This window comes from Glutamicibacter sp. B1 (assembly GCF_039602135.1).
Classification (GTDB): domain Bacteria; phylum Actinomycetota; class Actinomycetes; order Actinomycetales; family Micrococcaceae; genus Glutamicibacter; species Glutamicibacter ectropisis.
On the sequence record NZ_CP125942.1, the window covers coordinates 2118741 to 2136604 of the forward strand.

Consider the following 17864-nt stretch of genomic DNA (forward strand, 5'->3'; position numbering starts at 1 on the left):
GCCGTGGACTGTGTATCGGCCGGCTACGCTAAATACATGGAACCGAGAGAACCAGCAGATTCCACAGCCAGGCGTTATTCCTCTCTAGCCGAAGCATATATCGAGCTTTTCGGACGCGTCGAGCAAGCTGAGGCAGAAGATCTGGAACTGATCACCCAGTGGGCCCAGGAACAAATAGGGCCGATTCTGGATGCAGGGTGCGGCCCCGGACACTGGACCCACGTGATTTCCGGGCCTGGTCGACCCGCCACCGGCGTGGACATGGTGCCCCAATTCCTGGAACACGCCAAGTCCAGCTACCCAGATTGCACTTTCCAGCAGGCAGACATGACCTCCTTGCCCTTCCCGGATGATAGTTTTTCCGGGGTCCTGGCGTGGTATTCGATCATCCACACGCCGCCAGAAGACCTGCCGTCAATTCTGAATTCACTGACGAGGGTCCTGAAACCAGGCGGAGACTTATTGGCGGGCTTTTTCGCAGCCGAGAAGATCCAGCCCTTCGACCACAAGGTGGCTCCAGCGTGGTACTGGCCTGTCGCTGAATTGTCTGAGCTTATGGCCAATGCCGGTTTCACCATCATTGATCACGCAACACGGGATCGCGCTGGAGCCCGTCGCCACGGGCAGATCGTGGCCCGGCTCGAACGCTGAGGTTGTTGAGGGATTAAACAGAATTGAGGCCCAAAGCTAATACCTTGGGCCTCAAATCTTGGGTGTTGCGTAATTACTTGAGAGTCACTCCGACAGGTGCCGGGGTGGTTCTACTAGTTAGCAGCAGCGATCTGGCGCAGTACGTACTGCAGGATGCCACCGTTACGGTAGTAGTCAGCTTCACCTGGGGTGTCGATGCGCAGAACTGCGTCGAACTCGGTGACCTTGCCGTCTTCAGCGGTTGCGGTAACCTTCAGGGTCTTCGGGGTGGTGCCGTTGTTCAGCTCGGTCACGCCGGCGACTGCGAAGGTCTCGGTACCGGTCAGACCCAGCGAATCAGCGGACTCGCCCTCTGGGAACTGCAGTGGAAGAACGCCCATGCCGATCAGGTTCGAACGGTGGATACGCTCGAAGGACTCGGTGATGACAGCCTTGACACCCAACAGTGCGGTGCCCTTAGCAGCCCAGTCACGCGAGGAGCCCGAACCGTATTCCTTACCGCCCAGAACAACCAGCGGGGTGCCGGCAGCCTTGTAGTTCTCTGCAGCATCGTAAACGTATGCCTGCGGAGCACCTTCCTGGGTGAAGTCGCGGGTGAAGCCACCCTCAACGCCGTCCAGCAACTGGTTCTTGATACGGATGTTAGCGAAGGTACCGCGGATCATGACTTCGTGGTTACCACGGCGCGAGCCGTAGGAGTTGAAGTCCTTGCGATCCACGCCGTTCTCGATCAGGTAGCGACCAGCCGGGGTTTCCGACTTGAACGAACCTGCAGGCGAGATGTGGTCGGTGGTGACCGAATCGCCCAGCTTGAGCAGAACGCGAGCGCCGTCGATGTCCTGTACTGGCTGAGGCTCTGCGGTCATACCCTCGAAGTAAGGTGCCTTACGTGCGTAGGTCGACTTCTCGTCCCATGCGAAGGTGTCGCCCTCTGGGGTATCCAGTGCCTTCCAGCGATCGTCGCCGTCAAAGACACCTTCGTAGCCCTTGGCGAACATGTCCTTGTCGATCGAGGAATCGATGATTTCCTGAACCTCAACAGGCGATGGCCAGATGTCCTTCAGGAAGACATCGTTGCCCTCGGCGTCCTGGCCCAGTGCGTCGGTCTCGAAGTCGAAGTCCATGGTGCCAGCCAGTGCGTAAGCGATGACCAGTGGCGGGGAAGCCAGGTAGTTCATCTTCACGTCTGGGTTGATACGGCCTTCGAAGTTACGGTTACCCGAGAGTACCGCGGTAGCTGCGAGGTCGTTAGCCTGGATGGCTTCAGAGATCTCGGCATCCAGTGGACCGGAGTTACCAATGCAGGTAGCGCAGCCGTAGCCAACAACGAAGAAGCCGAGCTTCTCCAGGTATGGCAGCAAGCCGGACTTCTCGTAGTACTCGGTGACAACCTTCGAGCCTGGTGCGACCGAAGTCTTAACCCATGGCTTGGAGGACAGACCCTTGTTGGCAGCGTTGCGAGCCAGGACGGCTGCGGCCAGCATGACCGAAGGGTTGGAGGTGTTGGTGCACGAGGTGATCGAAGCGATCGATACCAGACCGTGATCCAGGGTGAAGGCGGTGCCATCTTCCTTGGTTACTTCCACGGCTACCGATGGGCGGCCAGCGCCCTGGGTGTCCTCGGAGTCTGATACGTAGTTGTGCAGGTCCTTGCGGAACTGTTCCTTGGCCGAAGACAGCTCGATGCGGTCCTGTGGACGCTTCGGGCCGGAAATCGATGGAACAACGGTGGACAGATCCAGCTCGAGGTATTCCGAGAAACGGATCTCGCGGCTTGGATCGTGCCACATGCCCTGTTCCTTGGCGTAAGCCTCAACCAGTGCGACGTTCTCTTCGCTACGGCCGGTCAGGCGCAGGTAGTCGAGGGTGACATCGTCGATTGGGAACATCGCCGCGGTGGAACCGAATTCTGGGGACATGTTACCGATGGTGGCGCGGTTAGCCAGCGGCACCTCGGCGACACCGTCACCGTAGAATTCAACGAACTTGCCAACAACGCCGTGCTTACGCAGCATTTCGGTGATGGTCAGAACCACGTCGGTTGCGGTTGCGCCGGCTGGGATCGAGCCAGCGAGCTTGAAGCCAACAACACGTGGGATCAGCATGGACACAGGCTGGCCGAGCATTGCTGCTTCGGCTTCGATGCCACCAACGCCCCAACCCAGCACGCCCAGGCCGTTGACCATGGTGGTGTGCGAGTCGGTACCAACGCAGGTATCTGGGTAAGCGCGCAGGACACCGTTAACTTCGCGGGTCATGACGGTGCGTGCCAGGTACTCGATGTTGACCTGGTGCACGATGCCGGTGCCCGGTGGGACGACCTTGAAGTCATCAAATGCGGTCTGGCCCCAACGCAAGAACTGGTAGCGTTCGCCGTTGCGCTGGTATTCGATTTCCATGTTGCGCTCAACTGCGCCCTCGAAACCGAAGGTGTCGATCTGCACGGAGTGGTCGATGACCATTTCTGCAGGTGCCAGTGGGTTTACACGGGTTGGGTCGCCACCAAGATCCTTGACGGCTTCACGCATGGTGGCCAGGTCAACGACACAAGGCACACCGGTAAAGTCCTGCATGATCACACGTGCTGGGGTGAACTGGATTTCGGTGTTCGGCTGAGCCGAAGCATCCCACTGACCCAGTGCGTTGATGTGATCGCTAGTTACGTTCGCGCCATCTTCGGTACGAAGCAGGTTCTCCAACAGAACCTTAAGGCTGTAGGGAAGGCTTTCCGAGCCTTCGACTTTATTCAGTCGGTAAATTTCATATTCGGTTCCATTGACGTCAAGTACGCCCTTGGCACCGAAGCTGTCCACATTGCTCACGTGGGACTCCTCTCGCCAGACACTCAATTCTGTTGCACACGCACACTGTAATTCCAGTTAGGAGTTCCTAACTGAGATAGTCAGGGTCCTAGCGCGGCAGAGCTAAAAACAGTCTATCGCCAACTGTAAGAAAAAGACTCCTCGGAATAAACTTTCAGCGAAATTCGTGTCTGAACGGACGTTTTCAGCTGGTTAGTGGCGCACAAACAGCCCAATGGACTCCATATGGTGCGTGTGCGGGTATAAATCGTGAATCTCCACGTGCTCTAATTCGTAACCACGCGAGGACAACCGAGCTATATCTCGGGCAAAAGAAGCCGGGTCGCAGGAGACGTAACAAATGCGTGATACACCGCTGGAGCCCAACTCTGCGGCCACCTGCTTATCAATTCCGGCACGTGGCGGATCAAGGACCACCGCATCCAATGCAGCGTCCGTGGCAACCTGCCACAAAACTCGTTCCACGCGCCCACGAATCACCGTCGCCTGCCTGAAAGTTTTCAAATTCCTCTTCGCATCGGCATGGGTCCCTGGAGCACCTTCAATCGAAAAGACCCGACCTGTTTGGCCCACAGCCTTGGCCAACGGCAACGAGAACAACCCGGCCCCGGCGTAGAGGTCAGCAATCTGCTCACCCTTGGAAGGTTCAAGCAGATCGATGACTCGTTCACTGAGCAAGCCCGCGGCAGCACGGTGCACCTGCCAGAACCCTTCACCGGTAATGCGGTACTTCTCCCCCAGGACCTTTTCGCTCAGCCATGGATTTCCGGCCAGAACCTGCAAGCTTCCTTTACCGTCAGCTGCAGATCCTCCCTGCTGGCTGAACGAGGCCAGATTGACACCCTCGGGGAACTGCTTGGCGACCTTAGCCGCAGCCCCAGGCACAGTCTCGGCAAGTAGCACCAAGATCGTTTGATCATCGGCGCTGGACACGGCAACTTCCACACGGTCAATGCCCGAATAGTCCACACCATAAATGCCACTATTTTCGATCGCTGGGTGCGCCAAAGGCATCGAATCAATGCTCGTGAGTTTATTGCTACGGAACCCGCTCATCGCCAGATGGCCTGCGCTATCCACCGAATAGGACATACGGGTACGCCATCCGAGCCCATCCTCGGCGCCCGCCACGAACTGCACCGATGGGAAGTTGTAGTCCTCGGCCTTCAATCCAGCCAGACGGGTGAATTGCTCGGCCGCTACCTGTGCCTTGAGCGTGCGCTGATGCTCTAGGGAAATATGCCCGAATTCGGCGCCGCCAACGGGGTCACGGTGTTTCAGGGCGTCGGCAGCATCCCAGAAATGTGGCACTCGATGTTCGCTAGCTTCATGCACCTGGACAACATCACCGCGCCAAAACTTTGCCTCGGGAGCAGAATCGGTCAATCGAACCGAGACCAGCTCGCCGGGAATGCCATGACGCACAAAGATCACACGACCTTCATGACGGGCTACCGTGTGCCCTCCGTGGGCGATATTGCCCAAACGAACCTGTAGCAGTGGTGTTTCAGTCATCTTTTCGTCTTTCATCAGAAGCAAGGTTAGCGATGTGCCGAGTACTCTTCAGTGGCTCCGCCACCAACAGCGCGCGATGCGCTGAGCAAACGCCACGGCACTGAGGCGATCAGTACGCCTGGTTCATAGTGCAAACGGTTCTTCACTCGTAGCGCGGTCTGGTTGTGCACCAGCTGTTCCCACCAATGACCCACCACGTATTCGGGGATGTACACCACGATCAATTCACGGGGTGACTCACGCTTAATGGAACGGATATGTTCGATCAGCGCACCAGGAATGTCTCGGTAGGGAGAGGCTAGGGCGGTGATAGGCACGGGAATTCCTAAGCGTTCCCAGTCCGCAAGGGTTTTTTCGGTTTTGGCACGCTCGACGTCCACAATGATGGCCTCAAGCTTGGATGGCCGCGATGCACGAGCGAAGGCCATTGCCCGAAGGACGGGCTTACGAACCGTTGAGACCAAGACCAGTGCGTGCACTCGTGATGGCAACGCGGTCACCGCATAGTCCTCATCGACAGCCAATTCAGCATCAACTTTTTGGTAGTGGCGCTGTAAGGAATCCATAATCAGCATCAGCACGATGATTCCCAACAGGGCCAGCCAGGCACCGTGAACAAAACGCGTCGCCAACACGACCACCAGGACCAAAGCCGACAGGATCAGCCCCAGTAGATTGAGCATGCGTTTGCGTTGTTTAGCCGCACGAATCTTCCGGTCCGCGATGGGCACCAGCACACGCTTCCAGTGTTTGAGCATGCCTAACTGGCTCAGCGTGAACGAGACGAACACGCCCACGACATAAAGCTGAACCAACAGGGTGACATCGCCCTGAAACAGCAACACCAGAATGATCGCAGCGACGCCCAAAGACAAAATGCCGTTGGAGAATCCTAGTCGATCACCACGAGTACGTAGCTGACGTGGCAAGAACCCATCGGTGGCCAAGTGACTGGCCAGAAGCGGGAAGGAATTGAAGGCTTGATTTCCTGCGAGCAACAGCACGGCAATGGTCAATACCGAAACCAAGATGAGCCCCAGCGTGTAGTCGCCAAAGACGGCCTGCGCCAACTGCCCGAGTACCGGGACTTGAACAAAATCTTCGGGAATCGGCGCACCGTTGAGCAGGAACGATTCATGTGGGTCCGCGACAACCTTAATGCCGGTAGCTCGGGCAAGCATCAGTGTTCCGAGAGTGAGCACACCGGAGAGTAGTCCCAGCACCAAGAGAATACGCCCAGCGTTTTTAGCCCGAGGCTTAGCCAAGGTTTGGACGTTGGAAATCGGTACTTCAATACCCGTCAACGCCGCAGAACCAGTACTAAAAGCGCGCAGGATCAGTAACGCACCCACAACCCCATGCAGGCCGGTATCAAACTGTGCTTCGGGGACAATCGTAAATTCAGCACTCGGCGCAAGCCCCAAGTTTCCGGTCAGCGCCATGACTCCGCCGATGGCAATGAGCAAGAGCATTCCAGCAACAAAAAGATACACCGGTATGGCCAGCGTCCAACGGCCCTGTCCGGTACCGCGAAGATTACCCACCACCAGTATGGCTACCAGCGCTGCAGCAACCCACGCCTTGTGCTCCCCGAGAACGGGGAAAATTGCGCTCAAATAGGCGGCTGCCGATGAGCTAGAAACCGCCACTGTCAGCACAAAGTCAACCAACAAGGCTGCGGCCACCGCAGTGCCTGGACGTGCGCCAAGGTTCTTTTTTACGATCTCGTAATCGCCACCACCTGAGGGGTACTCCACCACCGATTGACGGTAGGAGAGCACCAGCACCACGAGCACGACAAGGACTGCGACACCCACTGCCGGGGAAAGCATCGTCGCGGCGATGCCAGCCATTGCAAGGGTCAACAGAATTTCATCGGGCGCATAGGCCAAGGATGACAGGGCGCTGGAGGAGAAAATCGGCAACGCTACGTTAGGAGCTAACGGCTTCTTTTTCAGCTGCTCGGTGCTGAAGGGCCGTCCCACCAAGATCCTCTTGAGACCATCAAATAATGCAGGCACGTCATAACGTTATCGCAGGTGTGCAAGGCACACGGGCGGTGCACCACCGATGAACTAGTGCCGAACAACGCTATTGTTGCATTTGGAGTACCGTTTGACGGCATTTCAACGAATCATCATTAGCAGCAATTCCAAGGAGCTCTCGGTGGCACATTTTGTGATTATGGGATGCGGACGCGTAGGCGTTTCGCTGGCCCATACACTGGATTCGGCGGGACATTCGGTGGCGATCATTGATCAAGACGCCCATGCTTTCCGTCGTTTGAGCAAGGATTTCACCGGCTTCACTGTCACCGGTCGTGGTTTTGATCGAGACACCTTGGAAGAAGCCAAAATTGATGGCGCCTATGCTTTTGCAGCCGTCTCTAGCGGTGATAATTCCAACATTCTTGCCACGCGTGTAGCCCGTGAAACCTACAACGTGCCTCATGTTGTGGCCCGCATTTATGATCCCGGACGTGCCGAAATTTATCAGCGTCTCGGTATACCTACGGTGGCTGCTGTGCGTTGGAGCACCGACCAAGTTCTGCGCAGAATCTTGCCGGATTATTCAATGCGTGGAGATTTCCGTGAACCATCGGGGCGCCTGGTACTCACCGAAGTTGCTCTCAACCGCGGTTGGTACGGCCGCCTGGTCAAAGACTTGGAAGCCGCTGCAGGTGTGCGTGTCGCCTACCTGACGCGTTTTGGTGAAGGCACCATCCCACAAGGTCGCACTCGCCTGCAGGGCGGAGATTTGGTTCACGTCATGATGCGTATCGATCAGCTCAAGGATGTCGAAAAAATTCTTGCCAGTCCTCCTGCTCCACTGCCCAACGACTAACTGAGAGGCCCCCATGAAGGTCATGATTGCTGGAGCCGGTTCGGTCGGCTCCTCCATTGCCCGCGAACTGGTGGTCAACGACCACGAAGTCCTGCTGATTGATATCCAGCCCGAGATGGCCCAACGCGAAGACCTCGAAGGCGTGAAATGGTTGATCGGTGATGCCTGCGAGCTTGCCGTTCTGCAACAAGCACAGCTTGAAGATTACGACGTGGTCGTCTCTGCGAGTGGTGATGACAAGGTCAACCTTGTTGTCTCTCTGCTGGCAAAAAGTGAATTTGGTATCCGTCGTACTGTGGGCCGCGTGAATAATCCAAAGAATGAGTGGATGTTCGACGATGCCTGGGGCGTCGATGTTGCGGTCAGTACCCCACGCTTGATGACCGCACTGGTTGAGGAAGCTGTGGAAGTTGGCGACTTGGTACGCCTACTGACGCTAAAGACCGGCGAAGTGTACATGGTTGAATTCACCGTGCCTCACGATTCCGCGCTGATCGGACGTACCATCGGGCGAATACCTTGGCCTCAGGACACCACCTTGATGGCCGTGGTCCGCGATAAGACCCCGTTCCCGCCAAGTGCAGATGATGTAGTTGAGGGTGGCGATGAAATCTTCTTCATCACCACCCCTGGGGCCGAGCCACTTCTACGTCGTACCTTGCGTGAAGCTACCCGTTAGTTTGTAACCGGGCCGGGCGTTCCGTCGGCTGCGGTATGTGCTGGCTTAGATACCAGCCAGGCGAACCACAGTCCAGCTGCGTACAACGGAACCCCCATGAGCGCGCGGGCAACACCTAGTGCAACTACGTGGTCCATGTAGTACATCGGTAGCTGCACCACTAGACGTAGGGCGAACACGCCAATAACGATCCATGTTGCAATTTGGTAGCGCCGAAGTCGATCAGCTTTGTTCCGCCATTCCACGCCTTCATTGCGGATGAAACCAAACAGTAGCCCAATCAGTGGCCACTTAATAACCACTGATATCAGCATGGCCAAAAGATACGCACCAGAAGTGTAGAACCCTGGAATGTAATAGTCTTTGGCATTGCCGGTATGCCGTGCAGCGAAAGCACAGATCAAGATGCCAATCAGACCAGAGGCTGACTGGATCAAGGTGGAGCGTCTGGCCAGACGGATGATCATGAAAATCACGCCAAGCCCGATCGAGGCGATCAAGGCCCACGTGAGGTTGCTGCTAAAGGCAAAAACTAAGATGAAGATAAAGCCAGGCAGCACCGTTTCGAGGATGCCTCGAACCCCACCGACTGTGGAGAGCACATCGATTCCGCCGTCTGCGTTCTGAGCGATGTTTGAATTCGCACCAATCATCGAGGCCAAACTCGGTTTAGCCTCATCTTCAGGTTGCTGGTCCTTTTCTCGACCAGGTTCCTCGTTGTGCATGATGCCTACTTCCATATTTCAAACAGCCACAAGGCGGCCCCGCCACTGCGGAAAATAGATTCCAATTATCCGCGAGGCACTGGAACGATAATGTAGCGCGGATTAAAGATCGTTGGGATCTGGTCCACGGGTGCCACCATTCCCGAATAGGTGACTTTTACCCCTGGTTTGATGCCTGGAACATGTTTTTGTCCCATAAAAATCAAACGCACATGTGCAGCGGTGCCACGTCGTGCTTCTACGCCACCTAATTTGTCGACCACAACAGCTTTGAGTAATGGTGGATCGGTGGGCGCGGAATAGCTGACAGATTGGACGTACCCGGTGTGCTTGACTCTGCCTTTGGCAGGCAACTGGTCCAGCGAATCCAAACGCTGATAATTCACCGTCGGATCTGACGGACCTAGATGCGCATCAACCGGCTTATCCTTCAACGACATGTTTAGCCGATCTGAGTAATCTCTGGACCGCGTTCGGGACGCTTGATCTCGGGCTGAGCTTCTTCCTGCACTGGGCGGGTTTGAGCATTGCTTGGAACACTCAGCGGCAGTAATTCTGCTGGGGGCAATGGCTTGTCACCGCGATTGATGACAACTTCGCGCAGAATTCCATCGACAGTTGCTGCTGCCTCTTCGTTGGAGATGGCGTTGCCACCAATCACTGCACGCAGGAACCAACGAGGACCATCAATGCCCACGAAGCGTAGAGCTACGTGCCCGGCGCGTCCGTCAGGCAACTGCTGTGGGACCTTGGCAAGGAGTTCTTCACCATGTTCACCATCGCGCTTGAAAATCTCACCGTTTTGCGCGGTGATATCGCTTTTGATCTTGTCTCGGATCCCAGGCCACAGGGACTCCGACTTCGAAGACGAGAAGGCCATGAGCTGCACGCGTGACTCAGCAATTTCCAGCGAAACAGCGATGACTCGCTTATTGGATTCCTCGACGTCCATTCGCACTTTGAGGCCGCTGACTGGCTTAATCAGGATCGACCCAAAATCTAGATACTCGTTAGTATCCTCGACGTCCTTGATGTCGTACGGGCCGCCTTTTGATTCGGTCGCACTAGCGTCAGTTTCGGTTGGTTCAACCGGTGCTTCCTGCTCTTTGGATTTCTTACGCTTGAAAATCATGGTGTCCTTAGAAAACTTATGTTTGCTATCTGCTGTACTTAGTTGGCGTTGAAGCCACCGGTAGAACCAAATCCACCGGCACCACGAGCTGTTTCTTCGAGAGATTCAACCTCGATGAACTGAGCCTGCTCAACCTTTTGGATCACGAGCTGAGCGATACGGTCTCCACGGTTGATGGTGAATGCTTCTGCCTTATCGGTATTCAACAGCGTGACCATGATCTCACCGCGATAACCTGCGTCAACAGTGCCTGGCGCGTTAACAACGGTGATTCCGTGTTTGGTGGCCAACCCGCTGCGTGGGTGTACCAGTCCAACGTAGCCGTGAGGAATAGCCAATGCGATGCCGGTACGTACCAGTGCACGCTCACCGGGTTCAAGAACCAGCCCTTCACGGGCATGCAGGTCAGCCCCCGCGTCTGAAGGGTGCGCATAATTCGGCACAGGAAGATCGCTGTCCAGCATCTTGATGGAAATCGAGATTGTTGGCTCACTCATCGGTTTGGTTATCCCCTAGGAGTTTTGTGAAGTGATTATTCGATAGTTTTGTTGAGTTAACTCTATCGTGCGTAGCTAGGAAAGAGCTGTCTCGCAGGTTGCGTTCTTGACTCAAAGAAATATTGCCTAGACTTGGAATCATGAGTAACACCAGCCCTGCGGCATCGAGCGTCCTTTACAGCGAAAAACTTTGGCCTTCAGCCAGCACTTGGATCTGGCCAGTCATTATCGCGATTACCGCCGGTGTCGCAGTAGCGCCGATCAACACAATTCTTGGTTGGGGCGTTGGCGTAGCAATGCTCATTGCTCTAGTAGTCATCTTCCTTGTCCGTGTACCAACCATTGAAATCACTGATTCAACGGTCACGGTGGGTAGGGCTAGCATCGAACGCCAGTTCATCGGCGAAGTTGTGGGTTACCGCGGAGAAGAAGCCTTCAAACAGCGCGGACAGAAATTGCATGGGCTGGCCTACATGCTGTTGCGCGGATGGCTCGATGGTGTGGTCAAAATGGAAGTTACCGACGAACGCGACACCACTCCGTATTGGCTAACTTCTACTCGTCGCCCCGAAGAACTTACTGCTGCTTTGGGTGGCATCATGTATGAGTTCACCGAAGAGGGTAAAGCCCAAGCTGAAGCAGAAGATGACTCATCCGAGGTGATCGAGGACTAATCTCGATTCGTTCTCGTGCTCACGAATCTAACTGATTACTGACTGATCCCCGGCGCTGACTATTTGGCGTTGGGGATTTATCCTTCGCACTCGCTACAGAATTTTTGGCCGTTCTCTTCACGCACCAACTGTGTGCGGTGACGAACCATGAAGCAGGAAGCACAGGTAAATTCATCTGCCTGTTCGCTCAGGATTTCGACACTAGCTTCCTCTTGAGTCACCTCTGCGCCAGGCAAGGCGTAATCCTCAGCCAAGGAAATTTCAGACTCATCGATCAAGTTAGCCATCTGGGCAGTTTTACCTGCTTTAAGCTGAGCGATTTCCTGGGCTCGTTCCTCTTCTGAGATAACGGATGATGCAGCAGATTCCATTGCCATGATCGTTTTCGCTCTTTCCTGCAGGTATTCTTCCGAGCCGGTAGCTCCACCAACGTGAAAACTCATACCGGCATAAAAGTATAACGTTCTTCGCGCAAATCCATTCCTTCAACCTCATTCATCAGCCACCGGCTGAAGTATCGGGAAATAAGACGTGAAGTTGATGACGAATCTTGCGCCACACCCGGGGCGGTGGTAGGAATTCAGGCTTCAAGGTGGCAGAGTTTTACTCAGGAAATAGAGCGTGTGGAGGGTATTAATGCGTCAGCTGAGACTGGTAGGAATTCATGAAAATGGTTCCAGCCTTCAGGTCAGCAGTGACGACGGGATGAGCTATGAGCTTCCCGTTGACGATGCACTGCGCAGTGCAATGGCAGAAATAGCTCGTTCACGAGCGCCAAGGAATCGTGACGAGTCCTCGAACCCCTCGCCCCGTGAGATTCAGGCACGCGTGCGCGCCGGCGCTTCTGCCTATGATCTGTCCCTTGAATGGGATGTACCAGTTGAGGACATCGTGAAATACGAGGGCCCGGTACTGGCAGAACGTGAGCACATGGCTGAGCTTGCCCGCCGCGTAGAGGTTTCTGGCCCACAGACCGACGCAGAATACCGCGAGGTCTTTGGCGAAGAGCCAGCCGATCTGGGTTCCATGGTGGTGCACCGTTTCAACCAGTTACACATCGATAGCGAAACCGCTCGATGGAACTCCTGGAAAGATCCAGAAGGTCAATGGATCATCACTGTTGAATTTGATTCCCCGTTACCGACCGAAAACGTCGAATCGCTGGGAGCCGACTCACCCGAGGCGACCGAGAATATTGCTCGTTGGGCGTTCACCCCTGCACGCAAAACACTGAAGAACCTCAACCGTTGGGCACAAACACTCAGTGAACAGGTTGCGCCAGAATACTTTCGCCCAATCTCCGCGGTGAACCATTCAGAGCCAGAACCACCCGCTTCGAATACCCCTGAAGTTGATGAAACTGAAGAGTTGGTCACGCTACTTAACGCTCGTCGTGGACAGCGGCCTAAAGATCAGGACCCTGAGCGTGAGTCCCGTTTTAACGACATCATCGAACGTGGCATGAGCAAATACGACGCTGATGAGGATGATTCGTTGCCTCACCTTCCACAGGGAATTTCGCCTCGAACTTCTCAGTTGGTTGTGGTCACCGATTCTGATCAAAACGACTCAGGTTCCGATGACAAACAAAATGATGCCAACAATGACGATTCTTCGCCACGCAAGGCGAAACGCTCGTCAGTACCGAGCTGGGATGACATCATGTTTGGTAAACGCAAAAAGGATACGGATTCCTAGCTAGGACCGCTACCGATCAAACGCGTTCGGGCAACACCGGTTGGTGTTGCCCGAACGCGTTTTTTATTTGGTCCGATGCATCAGCAGTGGAACGTACCGCTCCCCCGCTGTCAGCGATCCATGTTGACCAACCATCTCGAAGGCCATGGGCGCTACGCGGCGTGAATCGTAAAAAGCTATCGATTCGGCAGCTAGGATCATCAGGTCGCCTAGTCTGGCCTGATATTCAGCAGAGATCGGACCAAAATATCCACGATCTATGGCCTCTTCTCGGGTCATGATCCATGCCTTGGTGCCAAATTCGTTGTGCCATGCTCGTTGAACTTTTAGCCGGGTCGCTTCATCAGTCTCGGATGCAAATGTCAGCTGCACCCCGCGCGGTTCCCCGCTAGTCAGTTCCACACCTTCAATGAGTTCCGGGTACTGGCTATAGTCGATTCGTTGCGATTGTGGAACATCGACCATCCCGTGATCGCCAGTGATCAGAACCGTGGTTTCTTCTGGCAACCGAGTCACGAGGCTCTTAATGACGTAATCAAGTTCTTCCAGCGTCTCACGCCACTGGGTGGAGTCAACACCAAACTTATGTCCAGTCTTATCCAACTCGTTGAAGTACGTGTAGACCAGAGCATTGCGATCTGACTCAAAAACAGTATGTGTTGCCCGCGCACGAGCCATCGGTTGGTTCGCCGCAACAAACTTCGGACCACGCAGTGAGGCCCGAGTCAGCGCAGACTTAGCAAACATCGGAATCGAAACGGTTGCGACATGGATTCCGTGCTCGGCTACCTTTTCGAAAACGGTAGAGCGAGTCTGCCAGGCTTCTGGATTCAGGTCCCCTGGCCACCCGCCAAGTTGATTAACAACTCTTCGCCGAGCAGGATCAACCACGTCGTATCCAAGCATGCCGTGCTCGCCTGGGGCGACACCGGTAGCGAGGCTGCTCAACGACGTTGCAGTCGTGGAGGGGAAGCCCGTGCCTAGCTTACGTCCTTCGGCAAACAGTGAACGTAGAAACGGCGCGTGACCAACATGGCTCTTGAGCTGATTCCAGCCCAGCCCGTCAACCATGATCACCACGACGCGTTTGGTCGGCTTAAAACCTAAGGCATTTTCAAATCCGGGGACACCTAAGGCTGACGCAGCGGATGGAAGGATTTCAGAGAGTGTCGCCTGACCATACAGTGGTGCATCGGGTGTTTTTTGAGCTGGCACCGGAAGATCAGTTGTATTCAGCGGCTCGTTGGAGTTCAAGCGATCGTTGCCAATCGTAGACGTACCGCGAATTCGCGTGCCTTGTTGACTGCGCGCTGCCCGTCAGCTTCTGCGCTAACCCGAATCACGAGATCTTCGGGCTGGGAAGTACCGTTGAGTCCATGGTCAGCCTCGCATTGAGGATCACCACATGCAGCCGGTGCCAGATCGATGCGCTTGGTACCGCCCCACGACATACCAAAGGTCAGTTCCTTCACCGAATCCGCCGAGGAATAATGCTGTGGCTGGTGGTACACGTAGCTCGTTGCCACTGAAGAGATGCGCGAGAGTGCAATCATTTCGACAGACACCTGGGCCATGACTTCATTGCCATGTTCATCAAGTTGCTGGTCATCGACGTGCAATATGAAAAGTACTTTTTCGCTCTTCACCATGACCGTAATATGTCGGTGCACTTCGGTGTGGTCGAAATGAGTTTCCAGATGTACATAGTGGTCAAGTACAGGCTGTCCGGTCATGGCTTCTGCAAGGACATCCTGGACCATCTGCGGGTAAAAGCCCGCCCGCACTAGATCGTCGAGAAGCTCAGCACCCGGAGCAGTCGAATATGTTGGAGAACTCATAGGTCAAGTCTACTCAGTAGGTTCTACCAATTCACGTTTTGCGACTTAGCTCAGCTCCTTAGCGCCCTCCGTACGCTGTCAGTACGTTGCTCTGCGTTGCTGATTTGAATATTGACTGAGAGGACACTCAGCGACGTCGTAGCCACCGAAATTGGCGCGAATTTAGCCACAGTCACTTCAGGATGATTGTCCTTGAATAGCGACACGCGAGTTATAAAGTCCTTGAGCGCCTTCAGATTCACTGGAGCAAGGCCCTGATACCCCAATAAGCGCACACTGCTACGCGGTCGACGAATCAGTTGTTCTAGGTCATGTGCTGAAAGCGGAGCAACGCCATGAGCCCAATCGTCCAACAGGTTCACCGGATCACCGCTGAGCCCAAAGGAGATCACTGGACCGAGCAGCGGATCTTCGACAGCCTTAACAACACAGGCTTGGCCAGCAGGAGCCATGCTTTGAACTTCGAGGGTTTCAACGCCATAGGTCTGCATCAGCAACTTCATGTGTGTGAAGTTCACTTCCAAGCTTTGCTTGTCAGGAATGCTCAATCGAACGCCACCCAGGTCCAATCTCTGGCGCAAATCGGGATCATTAGCCTTCAGTGCCACTGGCCATCCGAGTTCATCTGCCGCTTCTACAGCTTCCGCAACCGTATGGACGACCCTTGATCCGTAGGTCTGGATCCCATAAAACCCCAATAGCTTTTGTGCTTGAGCTTCGGATAGTTCGAGCAGGTTGCTGCCCGATACCGAGGTCACCAGTTGTGCAAGATACTCAGCGGCACCATCGACATCCATTCCGTCCGGATCGTCAATGGACTCATAGGGCACATCAACCCACTGCTGATATCCGTAGGCCTTTGCCAAGGCACCAATAACTGTGGTTGGTGAGGTATACAGAGGAACACCTTGTTTTACTCCACCGGTTATTTCCGTGTCGGATAACCCTGGCACTAAGGCCACGACTGGCTTGTCTTGGTCAAGGAATTCACGGGCCACCTTCAATACAGCTGAGGTCTCAACCCCTGAAAACGGCAGGTGCGCCAGGATAACCGTGTGCACCTCCGGATCCTCAATGAGCTGTTGAATACGATGACGAATCATCGGGATCGCCCGAGACTGTCCGATGCTGTAATCAAGTTCTTCGCCGTGAATGAAGGTGTTGAGGTTTCGGTCCTCGGCAACATCGCAAATTACCTCGGCGATGGTCAATGAATTCGAAATGATCGCCACGTTTGGGCCCTTGGGTGGCGGGAAGACCGAGAGTAGTGAGGTGACATCCAACAATTCTTCCGATGAGCGGACGCGAATCACACCAGACTGACGCAAAATCGCGTTCATCGCACCAGCGGGGGCTTGCCCCACACGAACAGAATGACCCGGTGGCAGCCGGCGGCCCATAACATCTGTCTTGGCTACAACTACTGGCTTGCGCCGTGCGAGCCTCCGGGCAATCCGGGCGAATTTACGTGGATTACCGAAGGATTCCAGATACATCGCAACAACATCTGTACGCGGGTCATCTTCGAAAAATTGCATCGCGTCATTGCCTGAGACGTCGGCACGAAGACCGGCGGAAATGGCGCTACTAACGCCCACACCTTGTTGAGCGCGCACGCCTTGCAGGATCATTCCCATGGCCGCGGATTGACTGAAAAAGCCAACATTGCCTGGCGTAGCAACTACGGAGCTTCCCGAGACATGGAGGTTGACCTCGGGGTCTGTGTTGATCAGGCCAAGGGAAGCGGGACCCACCACGCGCATACCGTTTGCTCGGGCTAAAGCAACTAGTTCGCGTTGAGCACTAACTCCTTGGGCTGATTCATATCCCGCTGACATGATGACCAAGGACTTTACGCCATGTTTTGCGCAGTCGTTGATGACCTCCATGATTCCAGCGCGCGGAATGCACAAAACCGCCACATCTACTGGACCAGGAATCTCTGTCACTCTGCCGTAGGCCACCATTCCGCCAATTTCCAAGGCAGCATCGTTCACCGCATAGACGCTGCCGGTATAACCGGATTCGATGATTCTCTCTAAAACATCGTGACCGAGTTTTCCCCACGTACGACTGGCACCAATCACCGCGACAGACTGCGGCGAGAGGAGGCCCGCAACGCTACTAGCCTCGGCTCGATGCTCCCGAGATTCGGTCACTTCACGGGACTTCTCTGTGGGGCTAATGGAAAATTCCAGCATCACCACGCCATCTTCAAAATGTCTGGCGACTGCATACCCGGCGTCTGAGAACACCGTCAGCATCTTGCGGTTTTCAGGTAAGACTTCGGCAGAGAATTTCTCAATGCCGTTCTCTCGCGCGGCTGCGGCCAAATGCTCCAGCAGAATGGATCCAATGCCCGTTCCCTGATATTCATCGGCAACGTTGAAGGCCACCTCAGCTTCTTGGGGATCATCAAGGCGGTCGTAGCGACCAACACCGATGATTTTTGCTCCTCGTACCACCGTGAAGGCGACTCGATTCACGTGGTCAACATTGGTGAACCGTTCGAGCTCTTTAGGGGTCAGCGAGGATTTGTACGTAAAATAGCGTAGGTAGACCGAGGTTTCAGACTGCTGCTTATGCATCTCCTGCAAGGCCTGCGCATCCATCGGTGTAATGGGCCTTAAATGTGCTGTTGTCCCATCCCGAAGAACAACATCAGCTTCCCAATGCGCCGGATATGCCGCTGAAAGTTTACGAACCACCATAGGCTTAGGATAGTCGCGACTTCGGTGAAGTGCCCAGAGGCAACACGAAGTATCGACAGCTCCAGCCGCACGACAGTA

Annotated in this window: 15 protein-coding genes and 1 pseudogene; 5 read left to right on the forward strand and 11 right to left on the reverse strand. The window is 54.9% G+C overall.

What is annotated here, in order from left to right:
• The first annotated feature begins 36 nt into the window (after positions 1-36).
• On the forward strand, positions 37-651 hold the full coding sequence (locus QMQ05_RS09880; RefSeq protein WP_345469618.1) for a class I SAM-dependent methyltransferase: 615 nt from the start codon (positions 37-39) through the stop codon (positions 649-651).
• Between the two features lie 113 nt (positions 652-764).
• On the opposite strand, the gene acnA is transcribed toward QMQ05_RS09880, so the two are convergent.
• The 3 genes and pseudogenes from acnA to QMQ05_RS16970 all read right to left on the reverse strand — a co-directional run.
• Complete coding sequence (gene acnA, locus QMQ05_RS09885) at positions 765-3473, reverse strand: aconitate hydratase AcnA (protein WP_345469620.1); 2709 nt, start codon at positions 3471-3473, stop codon at positions 765-767.
• Positions 3474-3665: 192 nt separating this feature from the next.
• Positions 3666-4988, reverse strand: a complete 1323-nt coding sequence (locus tag QMQ05_RS09890; RefSeq protein ID WP_345469622.1) for a class I SAM-dependent RNA methyltransferase — start codon at positions 4986-4988, stop codon at positions 3666-3668.
• 689 nt (positions 4989-5677) lie between these two features.
• Positions 5678-6841 (reverse strand): annotated as a pseudogene (locus QMQ05_RS16970) (APC family permease); the annotation flags it as partial.
• A 313-nt stretch (positions 6842-7154) separates the two neighbouring features.
• Here QMQ05_RS16970 and QMQ05_RS09900 point away from each other — a divergent pair.
• Positions 7155-7832 (forward strand): potassium channel family protein, encoded by a 678-nt coding sequence (locus QMQ05_RS09900; protein ID WP_345469626.1) that lies wholly within the window; start codon positions 7155-7157, stop codon positions 7830-7832.
• Between the two features lie 13 nt (positions 7833-7845).
• Positions 7846-8511, forward strand: a complete 666-nt coding sequence (locus QMQ05_RS09905) for a potassium channel family protein (protein ID WP_058254619.1) — start codon at positions 7846-7848, stop codon at positions 8509-8511.
• Here QMQ05_RS09905 and QMQ05_RS09910 read toward each other — a convergent pair.
• From QMQ05_RS09910 to dut, 4 genes are all read right to left on the reverse strand, one after another.
• Positions 8508-9236, reverse strand: a complete 729-nt coding sequence (locus QMQ05_RS09910; RefSeq protein ID WP_345469628.1) for a DUF3159 domain-containing protein — start codon at positions 9234-9236, stop codon at positions 8508-8510. The two genes, QMQ05_RS09905 and QMQ05_RS09910, sit on opposite strands and share 4 nt — an antisense overlap.
• A 65-nt stretch (positions 9237-9301) precedes the next feature.
• A complete protein-coding gene (locus QMQ05_RS09915; protein ID WP_345469630.1) occupies positions 9302-9676 on the reverse strand; it encodes a hypothetical protein in 375 nt (124 codons plus the stop codon).
• A gap of 2 nt (positions 9677-9678) precedes the next feature.
• Positions 9679-10368, reverse strand: a complete 690-nt coding sequence (locus QMQ05_RS09920; RefSeq protein WP_345469632.1) for a DUF3710 domain-containing protein — start codon at positions 10366-10368, stop codon at positions 9679-9681.
• 38 nt (positions 10369-10406) lie between these two features.
• Entirely contained in the window at positions 10407-10865 is a 459-nt protein-coding gene (dut, locus tag QMQ05_RS09925) for a dUTP diphosphatase (protein ID WP_058254623.1), read from the reverse strand.
• A 140-nt stretch (positions 10866-11005) separates the two neighbouring features.
• On the opposite strand from dut, the gene QMQ05_RS09930 reads away from it, so the two are divergent.
• Positions 11006-11539 (forward strand): DUF3093 domain-containing protein, encoded by a 534-nt coding sequence (locus QMQ05_RS09930; RefSeq protein WP_345469635.1) that lies wholly within the window; start codon positions 11006-11008, stop codon positions 11537-11539.
• Between the two features lie 77 nt (positions 11540-11616).
• On the opposite strand, the gene QMQ05_RS09935 is transcribed toward QMQ05_RS09930, so the two are convergent.
• Positions 11617-11916, reverse strand: a complete 300-nt coding sequence (locus QMQ05_RS09935) for a DUF4193 family protein (RefSeq protein ID WP_345469637.1) — start codon at positions 11914-11916, stop codon at positions 11617-11619.
• Positions 11917-12175: 259 nt separating this feature from the next.
• On the opposite strand from QMQ05_RS09935, the gene sepH reads away from it, so the two are divergent.
• On the forward strand, positions 12176-13237 hold the full coding sequence (gene sepH / locus QMQ05_RS09940; protein WP_345469639.1) for a septation protein SepH: 1062 nt from the start codon (positions 12176-12178) through the stop codon (positions 13235-13237).
• Positions 13238-13300: 63 nt separating this feature from the next.
• Here the strand turns inward: sepH and QMQ05_RS09945 are convergent, their stop codons facing one another.
• From QMQ05_RS09945 to QMQ05_RS09955, 3 genes are read right to left on the reverse strand one after another with little or no spacing between them, the layout of a single operon-like run.
• Positions 13301-14491, reverse strand: a complete 1191-nt coding sequence (locus QMQ05_RS09945; protein WP_345469641.1) for an alkaline phosphatase family protein — start codon at positions 14489-14491, stop codon at positions 13301-13303.
• Entirely contained in the window at positions 14488-15075 is a 588-nt protein-coding gene (locus QMQ05_RS09950) for a DUF5998 family protein (RefSeq protein ID WP_334122262.1), read from the reverse strand. Before QMQ05_RS09950 ends, QMQ05_RS09945 begins: the two co-directional genes overlap by 4 nt.
• A gap of 50 nt (positions 15076-15125) precedes the next feature.
• A complete protein-coding gene (locus QMQ05_RS09955; protein ID WP_345469647.1) occupies positions 15126-17786 on the reverse strand; it encodes a bifunctional acetate--CoA ligase family protein/GNAT family N-acetyltransferase in 2661 nt (886 codons plus the stop codon).
• Positions 17787-17864: the final 78 nt, after the last annotated feature.